Annotated in this window: 19 protein-coding genes; 13 read left to right on the top strand and 6 right to left on the bottom strand. The window is 35.9% G+C overall.

Annotation, left to right across the window (positions count from 1 at the left end; genetic code table 11):
* Positions 1 to 341: 341 nt before the first annotated feature.
* Both ribH and N4270_RS08145 read right to left on the bottom strand, forming a co-directional pair.
* Positions 342 to 827 carry a 6,7-dimethyl-8-ribityllumazine synthase gene (gene ribH / locus N4270_RS08150; protein WP_260096532.1) on the bottom strand — a complete coding sequence of 162 codons (486 nt, stop codon included), beginning with the start codon at positions 825 to 827 and terminating at the stop codon, positions 342 to 344.
* A 14-nt stretch (positions 828 to 841) separates the two neighbouring features.
* A complete protein-coding gene (locus N4270_RS08145; protein ID WP_260096531.1) occupies positions 842 to 1,618 on the bottom strand; it encodes a tol-pal system YbgF family protein in 777 nt (258 codons plus the stop codon).
* 121 nt (positions 1,619 to 1,739) lie between these two features.
* Between N4270_RS08145 and N4270_RS08140 the strand changes: the two genes are divergently transcribed.
* From N4270_RS08140 to N4270_RS08110, 7 genes are all read left to right on the top strand, one after another.
* Entirely contained in the window at positions 1,740 to 2,819 is a 1,080-nt protein-coding gene (locus N4270_RS08140) for a DNA replication/repair protein RecF (protein ID WP_260096530.1), read from the top strand.
* Positions 2,816 to 3,235 (top strand): hypothetical protein, encoded by a 420-nt coding sequence (locus N4270_RS08135; RefSeq protein WP_260096529.1) that lies wholly within the window; start codon positions 2,816 to 2,818, stop codon positions 3,233 to 3,235. The genes N4270_RS08140 and N4270_RS08135 overlap by 4 nt, the downstream gene beginning before the upstream one ends.
* Positions 3,235 to 3,531: a DUF721 domain-containing protein gene (locus tag N4270_RS08130; protein WP_260096528.1), complete on the top strand. Its 297-nt coding sequence runs from the start codon at positions 3,235 to 3,237 to the stop codon at positions 3,529 to 3,531. The genes N4270_RS08135 and N4270_RS08130 overlap by 1 nt, the downstream gene beginning before the upstream one ends.
* Before the next feature lie 116 nt (positions 3,532 to 3,647).
* Complete coding sequence (locus tag N4270_RS08125; RefSeq protein WP_260096527.1) at positions 3,648 to 6,062, top strand: penicillin acylase family protein; 2,415 nt, start codon at positions 3,648 to 3,650, stop codon at positions 6,060 to 6,062.
* A gap of 1 nt (position 6,063) precedes the next feature.
* The gene (locus N4270_RS08120) at positions 6,064 to 6,420 is read left to right on the top strand and encodes a hypothetical protein (protein WP_260096526.1); all 357 of its coding nucleotides are present in this window, start codon (positions 6,064 to 6,066) and stop codon (positions 6,418 to 6,420) included.
* A gap of 134 nt (positions 6,421 to 6,554) precedes the next feature.
* Positions 6,555 to 7,190, top strand: a complete 636-nt coding sequence (locus N4270_RS08115; RefSeq protein ID WP_260096525.1) for a GntR family transcriptional regulator — start codon at positions 6,555 to 6,557, stop codon at positions 7,188 to 7,190.
* Positions 7,187 to 8,716: a serine hydrolase gene (locus N4270_RS08110; RefSeq protein WP_260096524.1), complete on the top strand. Its 1,530-nt coding sequence runs from the start codon at positions 7,187 to 7,189 to the stop codon at positions 8,714 to 8,716. The genes N4270_RS08115 and N4270_RS08110 overlap by 4 nt, the downstream gene beginning before the upstream one ends.
* A 32-nt stretch (positions 8,717 to 8,748) precedes the next feature.
* Here N4270_RS08110 and N4270_RS08105 read toward each other — a convergent pair whose 3' ends face one another.
* A complete protein-coding gene (locus N4270_RS08105) occupies positions 8,749 to 9,168 on the bottom strand; it encodes a nucleoside-diphosphate kinase (RefSeq protein ID WP_260096523.1) in 420 nt (139 codons plus the stop codon).
* Positions 9,169 to 9,255: 87 nt separating this feature from the next.
* Here N4270_RS08105 and N4270_RS08100 point away from each other — a divergent pair, with 87 nt between their 5' ends.
* The 3 genes from N4270_RS08100 to N4270_RS08090 are packed head-to-tail and all read left to right on the top strand — an operon-like array spanning position 9,256 to position 12,060.
* Positions 9,256 to 10,272: a bifunctional oligoribonuclease/PAP phosphatase NrnA gene (locus N4270_RS08100; protein WP_260096522.1), complete on the top strand. Its 1,017-nt coding sequence runs from the start codon at positions 9,256 to 9,258 to the stop codon at positions 10,270 to 10,272.
* A complete protein-coding gene (gene gldI, locus N4270_RS08095; RefSeq protein ID WP_260096521.1) occupies positions 10,272 to 10,811 on the top strand; it encodes a gliding motility-associated peptidyl-prolyl isomerase GldI in 540 nt (179 codons plus the stop codon). The genes N4270_RS08100 and gldI overlap by 1 nt, the downstream gene beginning before the upstream one ends.
* Positions 10,812 to 10,827: 16 nt before the next feature.
* Positions 10,828 to 12,060: a peptidylprolyl isomerase gene (locus N4270_RS08090; protein ID WP_260096520.1), complete on the top strand. Its 1,233-nt coding sequence runs from the start codon at positions 10,828 to 10,830 to the stop codon at positions 12,058 to 12,060.
* Positions 12,061 to 12,133: 73 nt separating this feature from the next.
* Here N4270_RS08090 and N4270_RS08085 read toward each other — a convergent pair whose 3' ends face one another.
* Positions 12,134 to 13,597, bottom strand: a complete 1,464-nt coding sequence (locus tag N4270_RS08085; protein ID WP_260096519.1) for an aminoacyl-histidine dipeptidase — start codon at positions 13,595 to 13,597, stop codon at positions 12,134 to 12,136.
* 52 nt (positions 13,598 to 13,649) lie between these two features.
* On the opposite strand from N4270_RS08085, the gene N4270_RS08080 reads away from it, so the two are divergent.
* The 3 genes from N4270_RS08080 to N4270_RS08070 all read left to right on the top strand — a co-directional run bounded on the left by N4270_RS08080 (position 13,650) and on the right by N4270_RS08070 (position 19,096).
* Entirely contained in the window at positions 13,650 to 14,720 is a 1,071-nt protein-coding gene (locus N4270_RS08080; protein WP_260096518.1) for a DUF3810 domain-containing protein, read from the top strand.
* Between the two features lie 79 nt (positions 14,721 to 14,799).
* On the top strand, positions 14,800 to 17,775 hold the full coding sequence (locus N4270_RS08075) for an amidohydrolase family protein (protein ID WP_260096517.1): 2,976 nt from the start codon (positions 14,800 to 14,802) through the stop codon (positions 17,773 to 17,775).
* Between the two features lie 10 nt (positions 17,776 to 17,785).
* Positions 17,786 to 19,096 (top strand): amidohydrolase family protein, encoded by a 1,311-nt coding sequence (locus tag N4270_RS08070; protein ID WP_260096516.1) that lies wholly within the window; start codon positions 17,786 to 17,788, stop codon positions 19,094 to 19,096.
* A gap of 71 nt (positions 19,097 to 19,167) precedes the next feature.
* On the opposite strand, the gene N4270_RS08065 is transcribed toward N4270_RS08070, so the two are convergent.
* On the bottom strand, positions 19,168 to 19,971 hold the full coding sequence (locus tag N4270_RS08065; protein WP_260096515.1) for a DUF6503 family protein: 804 nt from the start codon (positions 19,969 to 19,971) through the stop codon (positions 19,168 to 19,170).
* 90 nt (positions 19,972 to 20,061) lie between these two features.
* Positions 20,062 to 23,247 carry a T9SS type A sorting domain-containing protein gene (locus N4270_RS08060; protein ID WP_260096514.1) on the bottom strand — a complete coding sequence of 1,062 codons (3,186 nt, stop codon included), beginning with the start codon at positions 23,245 to 23,247 and terminating at the stop codon, positions 20,062 to 20,064.
* Positions 23,248 to 23,283 lie beyond the last annotated feature (36 nt).

The following is a 23,283-nucleotide window of genomic DNA, read 5'->3' as shown; positions in this document are numbered from 1 at the left end:
CAATTATCATACCTAAAATAACCAAAAGTACTGGCAAAGTTATTGTTCGCTTACCTTTATACTTTCCTTTTTGTCTTATAGATTCCCATTGGGTTTTAAAATCCTCGTCGTCTTGAGAGTCTTTAAGGTGTCTAGGAGTATAATTAAAGCGCTTAGGTTTTTTCTGTTTAAATAAACTCAAAACGTCATTAGTCTTAGTGTATCAAAAGTACAGAATTTACAAGGAAATTAAGCCTTACATCTGCTAAAAATTGTTAACAAACAGCGCTTTCTTTTACAATGAAGAATATTTTAAATTTAGAACAACTCCGTAAAGCAGATAAAAATTAATAGCTTAAAATTTAAGCCTTACGCCTTAAGTCGGCCATTTTAATAGCAGCAATAGCCGCTTCGGTTCCTTTGTTTCCGTGCTTACCACCAGAACGGTCAATGGATTGTTGCATGGTGTTATCGGTGAGCAGGCAAAAAATAACAGGAGTATCTGAGCTTAGATTGAGTTCTTTAATTCCATGCGTAACACCTTCACATACAAAATCAAAGTGCTTGGTTTCTCCTTGTATGACACAACCAATAGCGATAACAGCATCTACCTTTTGTTCCAGCATTTTTTTACTGCCATAGATGAGTTCAAAACTTCCTGGAACATCCCATTCGATGATGTTTTCAGGTAAAGCTCCACAATCAATTAACGCATCATAAGCGCCTTTTGAAAGTCCTTTGGTTATGGTTTCATTCCATTCTGAAACAACAATCCCAAACCGAAAGTCTTTCGCGTTTGGGATTGTACGTTTATCGTAATTTGATAAATTATGATTTGCAGTTGCCATAAGTATAAAATAAATTATTTACTCGCTTCGGCTCTACCAATAAATGTATCGATGTTTTTAGCTTGATCAGAATCAGAGAATTCAGTTTTGATTCTTTTATAATATCCTAAAGCTTTATCTGATTGACCTAAGGTTTGAGCCACATTAGCAGCCTTCAATAAATACATAGGTGTTGTATAGTCATTTGTAGAAGCTGCAATAGCCTTTTCGTAATATTCTAAAGCTTCAGGTAATTGTTCTAACTGAACAAACGCATCACCCATTCCGCCTTTAGCAACAGGTCCTAAAACAGCATCATCTGTACTAAAATCACCTAAATACTTCACTGCATTTGTGTAGTCTTTTGTGTTTAAATACGCCATTCCTGCGTAGTAGTTTGCTAAGTTTCCAGCAGGAGTACTACTGTATTCACTTGCAATATCTACCATTCCAAATTTTCCTTCACCTCCATTAAGTGCCAAAGTGTATAAAGAATCTTTTCCTGAAGCGGCATTCACTGCTTCATCAAAGTATTTTTGAGCCGTATACATTTCATTCATCGCTTCTTGAGCTTTAGGCTCAGCAATAAATTTTCCGTAACCTAAATAACCTAATACGATTAGAGCGGCTAAACCAATGATTATAAAAATCCCTTTTTGGTTTCTCGCCACAAAGTCTTCAGCTTTATTAGCACCTTCATCTAAGGTGTTAAATACTTCAGCAGTTGTTGAATCTTGTTCTGATACGTCTATGCTTTCACCTTTTTCCTTAACCGGTTTCGGTTTATATCCTCTTTTCTTATATGTTGCCATAATTCTCTATTTGTGCCCGCAAAAATAAAATTTTTATTGGGATTTAAAAGGTAAATTATTTGTTATTTTTACTTCCGCTTCTAATAATAGAAGTAGAATTGGTAATATCTCCATTAATTTTATGATTTTAAACACGTTAAGCTTAGTGAATTACAAGAATTTTGAAAGTCAGGATTTTGAATTCGATACTAAAATTAACTGCTTTGTAGGTTCTAATGGTGTTGGAAAAACCAATGCTTTAGATGCTATTTACCATTTAGCCTTCGGAAAAAGCTATTTCAATCCTATTGCAACCCAAAATATTAAACACAATGAAGATTTTTTTGTCGTTGATGGTATTTTCAATAAAAACGAAAAAACCGAAAAAATCATTGTGTCTTTAAAACGCGGACAAAAAAAAATGATTAAACGCAATGGGAAAGCCTACGAAAAGTTTAGCGATCATATTGGCTTTATTCCCTTAGTCATTATTTCACCCGCAGATCGCGATTTGATTATAGAAGGTAGTGATACACGACGCAAATTTATCGATAGCGTTATTTCGCAAAGCGACAAAACGTACTTGAATGCACTTATAAACTATAATAAAGTCCTCACACAACGTAATGCCTTACTCAAATACTTTGCATTAAATAATACGTTTAATGCTCAGACGCTTGAGGTTTATAATGAACAACTACATACCTACGGAACTACTATTTTTAAAACGCGTAAGGCATTTTTAGAAACCTTTATTCCTATTTTCAAAGCGCGATATGACGCTATAAGTAATCAAAATGAAAGTGTTGACCTAACCTATAAAAGTGATTTATTTGATGATGATTTACAAACTTTATTATCTAAAAACATCAATAAAGACAAAGCTTTACAGTACACCAGTGTTGGCATACATAAGGATGATCTCAACTTTCAGATTGCCTCCTATCCTATTAAAAAATTTGGGAGCCAAGGTCAGCAAAAATCCTTTTTAATAGCCTTAAAATTAGCACAATTCGATTTTATAAAACAGCAAAGTGGTGTGACACCATTACTCTTGCTGGATGATATTTTTGATAAGCTGGATGAAAATCGCGTGGCACAAATTATCAGTTTGGTAGATAATGATGATTTCGGACAATTATTCATAAGTGACACACATGCCGAACGCACCGAAAATGTAGTAAAGCAAATCCATCAATCATATAAAATTTTTAAACTATGAAAAAATTAGTGTTGCTCTGTTTTGCAATTTTAATTTTCAGTTGCTCTCATCAACCTGAAACCTTTATTCCGCATTTAAATGGATATTGGGAAATTGATGAAGTTACACTAAATAATGGCTCAAAACGTGACTATACCTATAATGACACCATAGATTATATTGAAGTTACCGACAGTCTTTCTGGTTTCCGAAGAAAATTAAAACCGAACCTTTTAGGTACCTACGAAACATCAAAAAGCGTGGAAACTTTTCAGCTAAAAATAGAAAATGATAGTCTTAATATCTATTATACAACGCCTTACGCTCAATGGAAAGAAACGGTTTTATACGCCGACGAAAGTCAGCTTAAAATTGTAAATAATACCAATAAAGATGTGTATATTTATACACGTTACGAACCTATAGATTTAGATTAATGGCCAAACGACACAATGATAATTTACCGATTAGCGAGATTCTAAAAGAATTTGTTGAGGCCAACAAGTTACAGTCGGGCTTAGACAAAGTTGATGTTAGAGAAGCCTGGATGAACATGATGGGAAATGGCGTAAACAACTACACTACAGATGTTAAATTGGATAAAGATACATTATATGTCTCGTTAAGTTCTAGCGTGCTTCGTGAAGAATTGAGTTACGGAAAACAAAAAATCATCGCTATGCTCAATGAGTCTATTGGAAAAGAGGTTGTAAAAAAACTCATTCTGCGGTAAGAGTTGTTATCGCTACAAAAGAAAACGAAATTATCACACTATTTGAGTTGAAAGCAATGCTTTTTTTAAAATCTCTAAAATATTTCTGTAAATTCAAGCTTTAAATTTTCGACCCTATGAAATACATTAAGTTCATCATCACTTTGGTTCTTACCTTAGTTACTTTTTATGGATTAAACACCAAATTTGGAAGCATTCCTCCTATCGGTAAATTTTTAGACCCAGTAGCAGGTGTCTGGCAAAATGATACTGACGAAATCATAGACGGCAACGTATCGATTGATGGCTTATTGGCTCCAGTAACCATTCATTATGATGAACAATTAATTCCGCACATCTTTGCACAAAACGACACAGATTTATACAAAGCTCAAGGTTATATTACCGCTAAGCATCGCTTATGGCAAATGGAATTTCAAACACATGCTGCTGCCGGACGTTTATCTGAAATTGTTGGCGAATCTGCCCTCAATTATGATCGGCAAGAGCGAAGACGCGGTATGGGTTATGGTGCCGAAAAAGCACTGGAAGTCATGCAACAAGATCCTGAATTGATAAGCTACCTTGAAGCCTATCGTGATGGAGTGAATAGCTATATCAATAGTTTGAATCCTAAAATCCTTCCTGTGGAATACAAATTATTAGATTACAAACCTGAACCTTGGACCATCAAAAAAACAGCCTTATTGCTGATGTATATGACAAAAATGCTTGCTGGTGGTGATGAAGATTTAGAATATACTAATCTACTGCGCAAATTTGGAAAAGATCGGTTTGATTTACTATTTCCAGATTTCTTTGATGTGAATGACCCTATCATTCCGAAAGAAACCGATTGGAGTTATATTGACGTCGAAAGAACCGAAACACCTCAAAGTGAATTGCCGTTAGACACTATTCGAGAAACCATCCAAAAACCAAATCCGGATAACGGAAGTAATAATTGGGCAGTTTCTGGAGCAAAATCTACAACAGGCAATCCGATCATGGCAAACGATCCTCATTTAGGATTAAACCTGCCTTCTATTTGGTTTGTCATGCAGTTGAGTACACCTGAGTATAACGCTATGGGAGCAACTCTACCTGGTGCTTTGGGTGTGATTTCTGGATTTAATAACCATATCGCTTGGGGAGAAACCAATGCCACACGTGATGTGTTAGACTGGTATAAAATTGAATTCAAAGACGCTTCCCGAACTCAATACAGACACGATAACCAATGGAAAAACACCAGTGTTCGTGTAGAAGAAATTAAAGTAAAAGGTGCGGCTACTGTATTAGATTCGGTAATTTATACGCATCATGGACCTGTGACTTATGATCATACCTTTAAAAGTGATAATCCTAAAGCTGGCTATGCGCTGCAGTGGATTGGTTTAACGGGTGGCAATAACCAGCGTCCGTTTTTAGCCTTAAACAAATCAAAACATTATGACGATTATGTCAAAGCTTTAAAAAGCTATACTGCACCAGCTCAAAATTTTGTCTTTGCTTCTACCGAAGGCGACATCGCCATCTGGATTCAAGGCTTGTTTCCAAATAAATGGAAAGGTCAAGGTAAGTTTTTAATGGATGGAACAAACCCTGAGCACGATTGGCAAAGTTTTATTCCGCAAGAATTTAATGCGCATGTCAAAAATCCAGAACGCGGCTTTGTGAGTTCTGCCAATCAACATCCTGTAGATGAAAGTTATCCGTTTTATGTGTTTAATGACGGTTATGAAATCTACAGAAACAGAGTGATTAATGATTTTTTCAGATCCAAAGAAAAATTCAGTGTAAACGATTTTAAAGATTTGCACAATAATAATTACAACTTAAAAGCAGCAGAATTACTTCCGCATATGATAAAATCTATGGATGTATCTACATTAACTTCGGAAGAACTAGAGATTTTTAATCAAGTAAAAACATGGGATTTTAACAATGATATTGATCAAATTGGCCCTAGTGTATGGACAGCCTGGTGGTCTAAACTTTATTCTATGATTTGGGATGAACTCGATTCTGAAGATGAAGTATTAACAACGCCTTATGCCTACCAAGCCATTTATCTTCTTAAAAATCATCCTACAGATCCGTTTATGGATATCTTGGACACTCCAGAAAAAGAAACAGCTAAAGATTTGTTTCTATTAGCATTTAAAGATGCTGCTAAAGCACTTACAGAATGGAAAGCTAAAAATGGAACTTATAACTGGCAAGCTTATAAAGCAACACGTGTTGGCCACTTACTTCAAGCGTTACCTGCCTTTTCGAGATTTGACTTACCTATTGGTGGTGATCGTAACATTGTCAATGCCACCTCTAGTACACACGGACCTTCATGGCGAATGATTGTTGAAATGAGTTCACCGCCAAAAGCTTTAGGAATTTATCCTGGCGGTCAATCAGGAAACCCAGGAAGCACCTACTATGATAACTTTATAGACGATTGGGCAGTTGGTAATTATCATGAATTATTATTTATGCAAAATGATGCCACAACAGATCAAATCATGTCTACCCAAACCCTAACACCAACACATTAAGATGAAAACTAATTTTATAAACTTTATCGTTACCATATTACTTGCTGTCATTCTATCTCAATTTTTACCTTGGTGGTCTGTCATGGTTGCCGGCTTTGTCTCTGCCCTATTCTTTAGTCTTAAAAAAAGTGCGGTGTTTTTCATCCCCTTTTTAGCTATCTTCTTGTTTTGGACGGTTTATGCTTTTATAGTGAGCAATGCTAATGATTTTACACTGGCTAAAAAAATTGCTGTACTTCTATCGCTTGGTAAAAACCCTTATGTATTATTATTGGTTACTGGGCTTGTTGGCGGATTAGCAGCTGGGATTGCTGCTTTACTTGGAAAACAATGTAGTACTTTGGTCAAGCCTCAGTAACTATTAAAATTTAGGACAAATCGCCCAAAACATTACGCATTTAGTCAGTACCATTCACACGAACTAAATCATTACCTTCAAAATATTCGATCATTTTATTTGTTAAATCGTATACGATATATTATATTTGATTTATGTTAGTTAAAAATATATTCCGAAAAGAAATTAAAGAAATTCTACTCGAGCACATGGTTAATGGTAAAATCACTCCAGGTGTTCGAATTTCCCTACCACAAATCGCAAAAGAATTGGAGGTTAGTGTCACTCCTATTAGAGAAGCATTAACACAATTAAGTGAAATTGGCATCGTAAATTATATTCCTAACCGTGGTTTTTTTGTAACTGAATTCAGTGAAAATGAAGCGGTAGAACTATTTGAAACTATAGCACTACTTGAAAGTGAAGCCATCAAAAAATCAGAATTCACCAAGCAACAATTAGAAGAACTCAACAGCATAAATGAACGTTTTAAAACATCCAACCATTCGTTGCACAAGCTTCAGATGGATATGAAGTTTCATCAAAAACTCATTGAAAACTACCCAAACACTTTCCTTAAGAAAATAATAGAAGATATCCGCATTCGTATATTCATCTACGAACACCAGTTTATGAGTCATCAACCTATAAACTCATCAGCTAAGATGCACGCAGACATGATTGATGCTCTAAAAAATGGAAACTCTAAACAAGCTATTCAATTACTCCATAAAAACTGGATGATTACTATTGATACCATTATAAAAACTTATAATTCTAAAGCACCATGAAACGAAATCATATCTATTTCAGTGTTGCATTAATAGCCCTCTTATGCAGTTGTCAGCAAAACACATCAAATGAAGCTGCCAGCAATATAACCACAATCATTGTCAGCCCTGAAGGCGAGCGCATTGATTCTTTGCTCACGCCTTATGTCAAAACGCTGAGGAGCTTAACAGATAACACCGCAGGTTTAGCCATTGGCATCACAAAAGGAAATCGTATTATTTACGCCCGAACTTTTGGCTACGAAAATATTGCTGAAAAAACTGAAGCCGATTTCAACACTTTGTTTCATATTGCATCCGTATCAAAACCTTTTACTGCAGCTGCTATTGTAAAACTTATTCAGCAAAAAAAATTGAATCTTGAGGATAAAATTGTGGATCATATTCCTGAGTTTAAAATGAAAGGCGAGGCTTATAAACACATAACGATTCAACATATTCTCAACCACACTTCTGGAATTCCAAGGCATGTAAGTGAAAATAACTGGTTAAACCCAAAGCCTTTAGAAGCCAACCTCGATTTTGTTAAAGATTTTGAATTAGATTTTGAGCCAGGATCGCAATTTAATTATAGCAATTCTGCTTTTGATATTCTTGGGATAGTCATTAGTAGAGCTAGCGGATTGTCATATGCTGACTATGTTACTACACATATTCTAAAGCCCGCAGGAATGACACAAAGCACATTTATTAAACCTAAAAACACATTGCCTCCTCATTGGGCTGTTCCTTATTCTTACGGATTAGAAACACAGGAATGGACGCCATTTCCACATGCTGAAAATTATTTACCAAGTTCTGGTTTACAAACCACATTATTAGATATGTGTCAATGGGGAATGCTTCACGCAAATCAAGGCTCTCTAAATGGTAAGCATGTTATAGAGAATTCTTATTTTAAATTATTAACAACGCCTACCTATGAAACGCCTTGGGGAAATACTATTGGATTGAGCTGGTTTTTGCAATCTTATCTAGAACGTCCTATAATTATGCATACAGGATCTGATACTGGTTTTGAAGCCATAATGTATATCTATCCAAATGAAGACATATCAATTATTGTTATGGCCAATCGCGATTTTGCCAGAACCGGAAGAATTATTAATGCAGCCTCAGAAATCATATACAATCAAACACCTAAAACCTATCAAGTTTCGGCTAAATATAAATTTGCTGAAACCTATAAAGCACACGGAATTACAAGAGCTATTACAGAATGGAACGAATTAAAAAAGGATACCACAGATATATACAACGTTGATGATGATGCGATTTTAACGACTGGAGCCATCTTAGAAAACGGAAAGCAATGGAAAGCAACCAAAGAAATCTTAGACTATTATACAAGTCTAAACGATCAATCCACCTACGCCTGGCGATTACTTGGTAATGCCAACTTAAACCTTAAAGACACCACGGCAGCAATACAATGTTATCAAAAAACGCTAGATATAAACCCAGATTACACCAAAGGAAAAATAGCTTTAGAAAGTTTACTTAAAACAAAAAGCACAACTCAATGAGTTGTGCTTTAAATATCTTATAAATGTTGCAATTAAAACATTTCTCTACCTGAAAAATGGAACGCACCTTCAATCGCTGCATTTTCATCGCTATCACTTCCGTGAACTGCATTTTCTCCAATAGATGCTGCATATAATTTTCTAATCGTTCCTTCTGCTGCTTCTGCAGGATTAGTCGCACCAATTAAGGTTCTAAAATCTTCTACTGCATTCTCTTTTTCTAGAATAGCTGCAACGATTGGTCCGCGTGTCATATACTCTACTAATTCGCCAAAGAAAGGTCTTTCATTGTGAACTGCATAAAATGCTTGAGCATCTTGAGTCGTCATTTGCGTTAATTTCATCGCTACGATTCTAAAACCTGAAGCTGTTATTTTTTCTAAAATTGCACCAATATTCCCCTTTTCAACAGAATCTGGCTTAAGCATGGTAAATGTTCTATTTGTTGTCATTTGTTTATTTTAATTTTGTGCAAAAGTAATGTATTTGTTGACAAATACAATACTTAACAATATTAAAAAATTGTATCTTCGTCCTCTATGAATACAAACGACATTAATAGCATTGCAACTCTATTGAGTGCGCCTAAAGCGATAGTTATTATTCCACATAAAAACCCCGATGGCGATGCTATAGGCTCTACACTAGGTTTAGCACATTATTTAAAAAAGTATAATCACAACGTCACTGTTATTGCACCCAATGATTATCCTCATTTTTTAAAATGGATGCCTGGAGAAGCTTCAATTATGAAATATGATACTCAAAAAGAAGCCAGTGATGAACTTATTAAAAATGCTGAACTGATTTTTACTCTGGATTTCAATTCACTAAGCCGTATTGGTGATATGGAGGACGCAGTAGCCAACTCTAAAGGCATCAAAATTATGATTGATCATCACCAGCAACCCGATGATTATGCAAAATACATGTATTCTGATGTTGCGATGTCTTCGACTTGCGAAATGGTCTTTAATTTTATCGAAATGCTGGATGATGTATCCAAAATTGATAGTGATATCGCAACCTGTTTATATGCAGGTATTATGACTGATACTGGCTCGTTTCGCTTTCCATCTACCACGAGTTCAACCCATCATATTATTGGAACGCTTATTGAAAAAGGAGCTAATAATTCTGAAATTCATAATCACATCATGGATACCAATAGCTATGAGCGTTTGCAATTACTGGGAAGAGCTTTAAGCAACCTTAAGGTAATCCCTGAATACCGTACCGCCTATATTACCTTATCTCAAGAAGAACTCAATACTTTTAATTTTAAAAAGGGAGATACCGAAGGGTTTGTCAATTACGGTTTGTCGCTTGAAGGTATTATTTTTGCCGCTATTTTTATAGAAAACCATCAGGAGAATATCATCAAAATTTCACTTCGTAGTAAAGGTGATTTTTCGGTTAATGAATTGTCTAGAGCTCATTTTAGTGGTGGAGGTCATACCAATGCTGCTGGCGGAAAAAGTGACCTAAATCTTAACGACACCATTGACAAATTTATTAGTATCTTGCCTCAATATAAACAAGACCTCAAAGCCTAATGAAGATTATCTGTACAATATTAATAGGACTCCTACTCTTCTCCAGTTGCAAAACACCTGAAGCACGTCAACCAGAACGTGTAAAGTCGGGATCATTTTTTAAAGAATCTGCAGAACGTAATAAAAAACTCAACGAACGAGAACGTAAACGTATCGAAGCCATCATAGCTCAAAATCCTGAATATGATTATAAAGCTTCCGAAACCGGTTTCTGGTATTATTACCATGTTAAAGTTGAAAAAGATACAATCACACCTGGCTTTGGAGATCTGGTTAACTTTGACTACAACATTAAAGATCTCAACGGCAATGTTATCTATTCCGAAGAAGAATTAGGAACCAAAACCTATGCAATGGATCAGGAAGAACTTTTTACTGGTCTTCGTGAAGGTCTGAAATTAATGAAGCCTACTGAATCTGTAACGTTTTTATTTCCATCGCAAAAAGCCTATGGCTATTATGGTGATAACAGAAAAATTGGCACTAACATCCCCCTTATGGTCAAAGTCACCATTAATGATATAAAACAAAACCAATAAATTTAATTATATACCTATGCAATTGATTAGTAAAACACTACAACTTTTAATGCTCTGTTTAGTATTGACAGTAACATCGTGTAAAGAAGAATATCCTGATTTAGAAGATGGGCTTTATGCCGAAATCGTAACTTCTAAAGATACGATGATCGCTAAATTATTTTACGATAAAGTGCCTGTAACGGTAGCCAATTTCGTGGCATTAGCTGAAGGTACGCATCCAATGGTCGCCGAAGAATTTAAAGGAAAACCTTTTTATGACAGTTTAACATTTCACCGAGTTATGGATAAATTTATGATTCAAGGTGGAGATCATACGGCAACAGGTGCTGGAAATGCTGGTTATAAGTTTACGGCAGATTTTGACCCTTCATTAAATCATAATGAAGGCGGTGTCATATCTATGGCTAATGGTGGTGGATTTAACACTAACGGTACTCAGTTTTTTATTACTGAAGTCCCTTACCCAAGTCTGAATGCCTATGACAATGAAGGCAACTTAAAAAACTGTGCACAACCAGGCGTGAGCTGTCATTCGGTATTTGGGAAACTTGTTAAAGGGGTTGAAGTTCAAGATGCAATTTCTAATGTACCTGTGCAACGTGGCTCTAATAAGCCTTTAGAAAATGTATACATTTTAAAAGTGAATATCATCCGTAAAGGTTCGTCTGCTAAATCATTTAATGCTGCTAAAGTATTCGAAAATGAATTGCCAAATGTTGAGGCCGAAATCAAGCAAATTCAAGATGATAAACGTGCAAAAATTGAGCAAGAACGAAAAGAACGTGAAGCCAAAATTGCCGCAGCATCTGCAAAGACAAAGCCGCTTATAGACGATTATACGGCAAAAGCGATAGCCTTACCTTCCGGACTTAAAAAACACGTATTAAAAGAAGGTACAGGACCAAAGCCAAAAGTAGGCGATTCTGTTCGTGTGTATTACGAAGGTTATTTTGTAGATGGCCGTTTATTTGATAGTGATCGTGTAGAAGTAGCCGAAAATTACGGCATGTTTAATCAAGCACGTATGGATGCCAATATGTATGGACCTTCAAAAATGCATGTGAGTCCGAATGCCTCCATGATTGCAGGATTTAGAGAGGCTTTATCAACCTTAAAAGTTGGTGACAAAGCGTTTTTCTATTTACCATCTCACCTTGCTTATGGTGAACGTGGAAACAGAGGTATTCCTGGAAATACCGATTTAACTTTTATTCTAGAAATGGTTGAGATTGTTAAAAAACAATAACGCATTATACACTCATAAAAAAAGCCCTAACATCTTGTTAGGGCTTTTTTATAGAATGAATTACGTCTTAAATTTATCGCTTCGGAATATGTTTTAGTATTTCAAGAACGTAGTTCCAATACTTTTGAGCAGATGAAATTTGAGCACGTTCATCTGGAGAATGTGCGCCTTTAATATTGGGTCCGAAACTTATCATATCCATTTCCGGATAGTTAGTTCCTAAGATTCCGCATTCCAAGCCGGCATGACAAGCAGCAACATGTGGTTCTTCACCATTATTTAATTCTTTATACAAAGGCACCATTACTTTTAATATATCAGAATCCATATTAGGTTTCCATCCAGGATAATCACCAGAAAATTCGACCTCACAGCCTGTAAGTTCAAATGTTGCACGCAGCATATTTGCTAAATCCCATTTCGAACTTTCTACCGAACTTCGCGTTAAACAACCAATTTTAATCGTACCATCTTTTATAATCACACGGGCAATATTATTCGACGTTTCAACCAAATCTGGAATATCAGCACTCATACGATACACGCCGTTTAAGGCTGCATAAATGGCTCTTGTTACACCTTCCTGAACCCCTAAATCCATAATTTGCTCTGGAGTTTCCGTTTTTAAAACTTCAATCACCATCTCGGGTTCCATTGTTTTATATTCGGCTTTTATTTCCGTAGCAAGATCCTTGATTTCAGATAAGAAAGAGGCTTCATGTACTGCATCTATCGCTACTATAGCCTGACTTTCTCTCGGTATAGCATTCCGAAGACTACCACCATCAATTTCAGAAATACGCAATCCGAAGTTTTCAAAACCATCAAATAATAAGCGGTTCATAATCTTGTTGGCATTTCCTAAACCTTCGTGAATTTGCATTCCCGAATGCCCACCTTGCAATCCTTTAACTATCAAATGGTAACCTATTTTGGTTTCTGGTGTGTCTTCTAAATTGTAAGTTCTGGTCGCAGTAACATCGACACCTCCAGCACAACCAACTCCTATTTCATCATCTTCTTCGGTATCGAGATTTAAAAGAATCTCTCCCTTTAACAAACCGCCTTTTAAGCCCATTGCTCCTGTCATTCCTGTTTCTTCATCTATGGTAAATAAGGCTTCAATTGCCGGATGAGCAATGCTGTCACTTTCTAAAACTGCCATGATGGTTGCGACACCTAAACCGTTATCGGCTCCCAGTGTTGTTCCTTTGGCTCGTACCCAATCACCGTCAACATACATTTCTATTCCCTGGGCATCAAAATCAAAAGTGGTATCATTATTTTTTTGATGAACCATATCTAAATGCGATTGCATAACAATCGTTTTGCGGTCTTCCATTCCTGAGGTCGCTGGCTTTTTTATAATCACATTTCCAACTTCATCTTCTATTGTTTCTAAGCCTAATTTAGCACCGAAATCTTTCATAAATTTAATGACGCGTTCTTCCTTTTTTGAAGGTCTCGGAACGGCATTTAAATCGGCAAATTTATTCCAAAGTTCTGTTGGTTCTAATTGTCTTATTTCTGAGTTCATACTGTATTTTTTTAGTTTAGCAAAGGTACATTCTTTTTAGTATTTTTGAGTCATGCTGAAACACAAAAAGCTCGTCATTGCCTTATCTATCATTCCGCAGATTATTCTATTGAAAATTCTTGCAAATTATCCGCAATTTGTAGAAACCGTCTATAGTCAAGGGATATATATATGGATTTCAAAACTGATGCGTTATGCCTTTGGCTGGCTGCCTGTCTCTTTCGGAGATATTTTATATACTTTACTTGGCTTGTATATTATTCGTTGGTTTATAGTGAATAGAAAACGACTCATTAAAGACACCAAACATTGGGTTTTAGATGTTTTAGCTGCTGTCTCCATTGGGTATTTTGCGTTTCATTTACTCTGGGCGTTTAATTATTACCGTTTACCGCTTCATGAAACCCTAAATATTGATCGGGATTATACAACTGAAGAATTAGTAAGTCTTACTGAACAACTGATTTCTAAAACCAACAGTTTACAATTACAACTGGCTAAAACCGATTCGTTTAAGGTTATTATGCCGTATTCTAAAAATGAGATCTTGCACATGATTCCTGATGGTTATGATAATTTAGCGAAAGAGTTTTCCTATCTAGAATATCAACCCAGAAGTATTAAACGTTCTTTATATAGTGTGCCGCTTACCTATATGGGATTCTCTGGATATTTAAATCCGTTTACCCATGAAGCTCAAGTAGATGGTTTGATTCCTGCTTATAAATTTCCAACAACTGGAAGCCATGAAGTGGCACATCAATTAGGTTATGCCGCAGAAAATGAAGCAAATTTTATTGGTAGTATGGCTGCGATGCATCATCCAGATATCTATTTTAACTATTCCGGTTATGCCTTTGCTTTACGGCATTGTCTTGGCGAAATTTACAGACGTGATGAGGCTATATACGAAGACCTTTTTCTACAAATAAATAAAGGTGTGATTTATAATTATCAAGAGGTTCGAGATTTTTGGGACCATTATGAGAATCCCTTAGAGCCTGTATTTAAAAACACTTACGATCGTTTTTTAAAAACAAACAATCAAGCTGGAGGTATGGAGAGTTACAGCTATGTAGTCGCCCTGTTAGTTAATTACTACAAAGCAAATCCAATGGATTAATTGTTAAAAGTTGAAATTTTTAACATTCTTAAATTGTTAATTTTTATCTTTAGAAGGAATTAATCATCAACCACTTTATATGAATAAAATCAAGTATGCAATTGCTCTCTGCTTTTGCAGTTTTGCATTATTTGCACAAGACTATTTCCCCAAAAACGATGGTGTCAAAACCACAAACACAAATTATCAGGCCTTTATAAATGCTAAAATCTATGTAACGCCAACGCAAGTTATTGAGAATGGTATTTTACTGATTAAAGATGGCAAAGTTGTCGCTTCAGGCAAACAAGTCAGCCTTCCGAAGAATTCAAGCATCATTGATTTAAAAGGAAAAAGTATTTATCCTTCATTTATTGATGCGTTCTCAAATTTTGGAGTAAAAAAACCTGAACGCTCAAGAGGTGGAAACGGTCCGCAATATGGTCCAAGCCGCACTGGGTATTATTGGAATGATCATGTTATGCCAAGTAACAAGGCTATTGATCAGTTTAACTATGATGCTAAAGCTGCTAAAGACTTAATAAACGCCGGATTTGGTGTTGTCAATACACATATTGAAGACGGTATCATTAGAGGAAGCGGAGCCTTAGTGGCTTTAAGTACCGATGGCGGTAATGCCAAACGTATTTTAGACGCTCATTCTGCTCAATATTTATCTTTTAGCAAGAGTGCCACATCCCGACAATCATATCCTGGTTCTATTATGGGAAGTATGGCGCTTTTACGCCAAATGTATAATGATGCCAAATGGTATGCAGCTGGTAATAGTGACACTAAAGACTTATCATTAGAAGCCTTAAACAATAATAAAGGCTTAGTTCAAATTTTTGCAGCTGGCAGCAGAGCTAATGCCTTAAGAGCCGATAAAGTTGGAGATGCTTTTGGCATTCAATATGTTATTCTTGGCGGAGGCGACGAATATGAGCGCATTAACACTATAAAAGCGACCAATGCCACATATATTATTCCTGTGAACTTTAAAGATGCTTATGATGTCGAAAATGCATTTTTAAGCCGTTCGTTAGCATTAAGCGATATGAAAGCCTGGAATCAAGAGCCTTCTAATCCTAAAATATTAGCTGAAAATGGCGTAAGATTTGCATTTACAACTCATGATTTAAAATCACCTAAAGCCTTTTTATCTAATGTCATAAAAGCTATTGATTACGGTCTCTCCAAAGAGAAAGCACTCGAAGCATTGACAACCATTCCTGCACAAATTCTTGGTAAATCTTCAGAAATAGGTTCACTTCAAAAAGGCGCGTATGCTAATTTTTTAATTACATCTGGAGATATTTTTGATAGCAAAACCACCTTATATGAAAACTGGGTTCAAGGACAAAAAACAGTTCTGGATGATATGAGTGTTAAAGATATCAAAGGGGATTATGAATTTAAACTTGCAGGTGATCCTTATAAAATGACTTTAAGTGGTAAATTAAGTAAGCTGAAATCTGAAATTACCAGCAACGGAAAGAAACGCGGTTCCAAAATAGATTATTCAGATGATTGGGTTAACATTTCAATGACGACGGAAGATTCGACAAAGCAAGCTTTTATCAGATTAGTAGCTCATGTTACAACTGCCGATGCACTTAACGGAAAAGCCATCTTTCCTGACGGAAATGAAATGACCTTTTATGCGAAAAAACTAGAGAAAACCGAAACCACTTCCGAAGATAAGAAAGCCACAGAAGCTAAGCCTCCAAAGGAAACGGTTCCTGTTACTTATCCTAATATGGCATACGGTTTTGCCGAACTTCCACAAGCGGAAACATTATTATTTAAAAATGCTACGGTGTGGACAAACGAAGCTGATGGTATTCTGGAAAACACAGATGTCCTGGTGAAAAACGGAAAAATAGCCAAAATAGGTCAAAACTTATCCGACGGAAACGCTACAATTATTGATGCTACCGGAAAGCACCTAACCTCTGGTGTTATTGACGAACATTCTCATATTGCTGCAGCCTCCATTAATGAAGGTGGCCAAAACTCTTCGGCCGAAGTCTCTATTGAAGACGTGATAGATGACGAAGACATTGATATTTACAGAAACCTGGCTGGTGGTGTTACTACAATTCAAATCTTACATGGTTCGGCTAATCCAATTGGAGGGCGTTCGGCAATTATCAAACTTAAATGGGGAGAATCTGCTGACAACTTAATTTTAGACAATGCACCAAAGTTTATCAAATTTGCCTTAGGTGAAAATGTTAAACAATCAAACTGGAATAGCTTTGCAAGATTTCCACAAACCAGAATGGGAGTTGAACAATTGTATATCGATTATTTTACACGTGCCAAGGCTTATGATGCTTTAAAGAAAAGTGGCAAACCTTACCGTAAAGACATTGAACTGGAAGTACTCGCTGAAATTTTAAATAAGGAACGTTTTATTTCGTGTCACTCCTATGTGCAAAGTGAAATCAATATGCTTATGAAAGTGGCCGAAAAATTTGATTTCAATATCAATACATTCACCCATATTTTAGAAGGTTATAAAGTTGCTGATAAAATGAAAGCTCATGGTGTTGGTGGTTCCACTTTTAGTGACTGGTGGGCCTACAAATATGAAGTTAATGATGCCATTCCATATAATGCTGCAATTATGCACAATGCAGGTGTTGTTGTCGCTATTAACAGTGATGATGGTGAAATGTCGCGTCGTTTAAATCAAGAAGCTGCAAAATCAGTTAAATATGGTGGCATTAGCGAAGAAGACGCTTGGAAATTTGTCACCTTAAATCCGGCAAAACTCTTACATATTGATGATCGTGTTGGAAGTATTAAAGTTGGTAAAGATGCCGATTTGGTATTATGGTCTGACCATCCCTTATCAGTTTATGCTAAAGCTGAAAAAACAGTTATTGAAGGTGTGACCTATTTTGATATCAAACGTGATGAATTGCTTCGTGCTCAAATCAAAAAAGAAAAAAGCGAATTGATTAATGAGATGATGCAAGCTAAAAATAAAGGTCTAAAAACACAGCCTATCAAGACAAAGGAGAAAGATCAAATGCACTGTGATTATTTAGACCATGTACAACACTAAACCAGCAATTATGAAACTATTAAATATAAAATTAATTCTTGTCGCACTTCTTTGTTTTTCAATAGGATTTGCGCAACAAACGCCTGCTGCTAAGCAAAGTAAAGCTATTGCTATTACTGGAGCGACTGCACACATTGGTAATGGGAAGGTCATTACCAATAGTTTGATTATTTTTCAAGATGGTGTGCTAACTCAAGTTCTTGATGGTACTACTGTAAAAGTAGATATTTCAAAAATGACCGTTATAGATGCCAAAGGAAAGCATGTTTATCCGGGATTTATTGTCCCAAATTCTACCTTAGGGTTAGTTGAAATTGGTTCTGTTAGAGCCACAGATGACGATTCCGAATTAGGAAGTTGGAATCCACATATTAGAAGTTTAATCGCCTATAACGCCGAGTCTAAAATTGTAGAATCCATGCGACCTAATGGTGTTCTACTAGGTCAAATTACACCTCGTGGTGGTCGTATTTCAGGAACCTCATCTGTTGTTCAATTTGATGCTTGGAACTGGGAAGATGCCGCCATTAAAGAAGATGATGGTATACACATGAACTGGCCTAATAGTTTTTCAAGAGGTCGTTGGTGGTTAGGTGAAGATCCTGGTATGAAAATCAATAAAAATTACGATGAGCAAGTTTCTGAAATAGCCGATTTTTTCAAGGCTACAAAAACCTATATGGCTGGTGATAAATCTTCGAAACATTTACCTTATGAAGCAACAAATGGCTTGTTTGATGGCTCTAAAACCTTATATATTAATGTAGACGATGAAAAAGGAATTACAGATGCTGTTAATTTTGTAAACGAACACGGTGTCAAATCAACCGTTGTGGTTGGTGGTTATGAAGCACATAAAGTTACCGATTTACTAAAGAAGAATAATATTGCTGTACTGTTACAGCGTATACATTCCAGACCGAATCAAACCGATGACGATTATGATATGCCTTTTAAATTAGCAAAACTCCTAACCGATAAAGGGATTATTGTGGCTTTGGAAACCAGCGGACAAATGGAGCGAATGAATTCACGTAACCTTCCATTTTATGCAGGAACGACAGTAGCTCACGGATTAACAAAAGAGCAAGCCTTACAGCTCATCACATTAAATCCTGCTAAGATTTTGGGTATTGATAACGATTACGGCTCATTAGAAGTTGGTAAAAGCGCTACTTTATTTATTAGTGAAGGTGATGCGCTTGATATGCGGACCAACATCATTACACATGCATTTATTGATGGTCGTGAACTGAGTTTAGAAACACATCAAACCGAATTATGGCGACGGTATTCTGAAAAATTAAGCTCACCCGATTAAAATACATTTTAATGCCATAAAAAAAGACCTGTTAAATTTATAACAGGTCTTTTTTTATCTAATGGAAACTCCTATTTGATATATTCTGCATTTTCAGGTTTCGCGTATGCTGAAGCTTCTTTCCTACTCTCTGTTAAGACTATATCGGTGAATTCTACCTCATTACGTATTGTTGTCGGTTTGTTATTTTTAGTATGATACCAGGTTAATTGCCTAGGAAGTATTAATCCGTTGACGTTCTGCCAGTTTGAATAGTTAATAAAGCTATATGTTTTACTTTTTTCCTTACTGAAATAAGTAACCGTATAACCTAACCAAGCCATTTGATTTTTATCAGAATCATAGTACAAAAGATATTCATCATCTGGTGATTCTCCCACACCACTTTCGTAAGAGATTTTAATTCCTGGATATGATTTCCCTTCAAATACCAAAGGTTCGATATCTTCATAAATAATACCATCATCTGCTAATACAAAAGGCATAGCATAAAAATAGAACATCAAGTTATAATAGAATCTAGGTTTACCTTCGTATGTCTCGCCTGCGTCGCTTCTTAACCATACATTCTCGCCATCAAAGCCTAATGTATGCTTTGGCATTTCGATAACTGAATAGCGATTGTGCAAATCTGTTGTGGTAATTTCTTTCCCAGATTCTTTGGTCATCGTAAACTTTAATGTCTTCATTTTTTGCCATGCGTCTAAACCACCATGAGCTTCAAAAACGTTGGATATATGGTCTGGGTAAAGACTCGTTGTGACATCCAAATCTTCTACTGAATAGTCGATTGAATCTACAGTTTGAGTCGTTTTTTCATCTTTACAAGATGATAAAATAATTAAGGTTAATAAGGTTAAAATTTTAGTTTTCATGTCACAGTTTTTAATGCATATTTGGCTTAGACGACTAATAGATATATAGCTTACAAAATTCTGAAACTCTATGTTATTTCATAAAATTGCCTATTCTATTATCAGTTTTTTGACAGCAGTTTTTCCTTCCGATTTTACACGCACAAAGTACAGTCCGTTTTGTAAATCTGATACATCAAGATCGATTAAATTTGCTTCAGAGCTTTGCGTTTCTATAATACGCTTTCCTTGTATGTCGGTCACATGAATAATAGCCGTTTCAAAATTGGAAGCATTCAGCTGAATCGTCACTTTATCATTTGCAGGATTTGGAAACATATCAAATAAACGAACACTAGATTCAGAAACCGAAAGGTTTTCTTCAACAAACTCACTTTCAAATGTATTAGTGACTATTGCTGCATTAAAATCAAAAAAGATAGATGCAGTATTTGTAATGACATCTCCAATGGCGTAGCCTGCCTTCGGTTTTATCTTAAAGTATACAAATCCTTGACTACCTTCGGCATCATTCTGTTCTGCAGGTAAATTAATACCCTCAAAATACCACTCTAAGTTATTTTCGGTTCTGGTAACTATATAATCGTGACTCGAACGCAGCATTTGAAATGTGGTCTCATCGAGTTGTGTATCAATAAGGTCTTCTATTCTTATATTAATAGCTTCAGCAGTTCCTATATTTTGAAATCTGATGGTGTAATACAAGAATTCATCAGAACTTATAAAACTGTTATAATCTATAGATCTTCCGTGGGATTCCATTTTATCGTTAGGGTCATAGGAGCCTATAACTTCTTCAGTAATTGACGATGAATTATTATCATTTACAGCATCATTAACTGTGGTTGTATAGGTTGCAGTATTGGTTACTAATTCTCCCAATTCAACATTAGCTGGCGTTAATAAGGCAATGGTAGCCGTATAACTTTCACCTATTGGTAAGTTGGTAAAATCTAAAGTAAAGCCAGTTGCCGATACATTAATAGTGTAATTAGGATTGGTATTCACAGACTCTATTGTCAAATTCGGGTCTAAAACGAAGTCTACAGTTCCAGAAGTTGACGTTTGCCCTAAATTGCTAATGACTAAATAATTGGTATGTACAAATCCAGGTCTTGGTGATTCTGAATTAATTAAAAGCACGCCAATATCTTCACATTGCTGCTGATTTACAATAGGAAATTCTACTGTCATCGTTTCACCAATTAATACTGAAACATCTTCAAACATACTGGACGTAATTGTGTAGCAGTCGTCATATTCTGAATACAAATAGTAATTGATGTCGTAGGTATTGGTATCCTCATCTGAAATAATTGTAAAGTTTCCAGTCGATGAACTTACTGAATTTAGCACAGTGTCATCATTAAGTTCGTAAGTAAAATATCCATTTGTAAAGTTAATTTCATTAGCATCTTTAATCCCGTTTTCGTTAACATCGTAAAACGCTGAAACTTCAATAAGCCCCAAATTCTCACACGTTACAAAAGAAACTAAAACATCATCTATGGACACAGAGTCGCAATTTTCATTATAGGTAATCACACTGTACACGCCAGATTGTGTTGCTACAAACGTACGCTCTCCACCTGAAGCTATAATAAATCCGTCTCTATACCAATCATAAGTATCGGCATAATCAACAACAGCTTCTAAAAGCACCGAATTTTCGGTATCACAAACAATCAAATCTTCTCCTAAATCTACCTCATAGTTTGATGAGATACTGCCGGCATCATTATCTCCAAGATTGGTTTGTGTTATCGTAATGTTGCCTTCAAAACCCGAAAAGTTTGTGACTAGAAGTAAATAGATTTCACCTTCTTGAGCATTGGCTATGGTGAAATTTTCTATTGAATTTGGAGAGTAGCTACAATCAATGATATTTCCTGAAGGATAAAACCCTTGATCTATAGTGTTATTGGGGCAATCTCCTGGAGTTGGACAACCTATATCAAAAAGCGAACAGCCTTCTTCTGCCGATTCGAAAGGTCCCCATAATACGAAATCGACATCCATATCAAAACTATCATTGCCTTGAGCTATTTCGACTTCAATCAGTCCTGGTTCATCAATTTTAATAATACTCCAGCTAGGGTTTGGTGCAGAATCCAAACATGCTACACCGTTCATTCCATCTACACCTACTACATTTTGAGTCGTGAGTACACCATCACCTGAACAAAAAGGAACAGCAGCATCACAAACCGTATTTGATGGCGCACTATCAATACAAATATCAAAGGTTGACGTTTCAGACCAATTAACAGTGTAATAAACTCTTATAAAATAGGTGTTTCCAATCGTCAAATTTGATAAGTATACCTGCGGATTTGTTTCACATGCTATTTCGGTTAGATTATCACAAGTCCCTTCATATATGGTTTGGTTAAATCGGTAAATCCCATCCCCATAATTTAGAAGAGAGACATATAAGGACTCGTTAAATGCAGTAAATTGATACCATACATCGCCATAGACTTGATTTATACAATCGGGTAAAACCACATTAGAATTTGTAGAGCCATACATCGTCGCAGACGTAAATAAATCACAGCCTTCTTGGAAGCCTGTAATATCTGTAGCATAACATGGAGCATTATTATCTGGCGGACAGGTTACTACTTCGATAGAGTCGCTAAGAGCAAAGCAATTTCCGTCTTGATCACTTTGAAGTGTAGCAACCACTTCGACGGCAAAAGGAAATGGTCCTATTTGATATGTTCCAATTGATGAAATTGCTACAGTTGTCGCATCAATATTATTTGACAAAGTCACCGAACTTGCATCGCCAAGGCTATTAACCTCAACATCGATTAAAAACTGGTCGCCATTATCACAATCGTTTATGACTGTGAAATTGGCTTGCGGACTAGCGCATGAAGTTAAACACGCTACTGTAAACCCGATCTCATCTGGAAAATCACCTGAGGTACAACTAATTGAGCCATCTGAAATAATTTGAAAAGAAATCGTATCACCTGTTGATTCAAAAACCAGTCCGTTTAACACACCATTATTTCCTTCACCATTGTACAGTTGAGTACCATCAGTGTCTCTTACAATTAAATAGTCATAAGGCTCGCCTTCTATTTCTCCAGTATTAAAGGTAAGCTGTAATGGCGAACCATCTGTACTTGTATAAATGAATTCTGTTGATTCGTCATCGCCATAGCAATAGGTGTCGCTAATAAACCCAGAAGCACAATCTACAGGTGTTTGTGCTTGCATAAGTAATAATCCGAAAAAGAAAAGGACGAGTAGTTTATGTTTCATAATGGTTGGTTTCTAACAAATGTAAGAAATTTATTA

The organism is Psychroserpens sp. SPM9 (assembly GCF_025153525.1).
GTDB lineage: Bacteria > Bacteroidota > Bacteroidia > Flavobacteriales > Flavobacteriaceae > Psychroserpens.
Note: the sequence above shows the minus strand (reverse complement) of the source record. Positions and strands in the feature narration are given on the sequence as shown.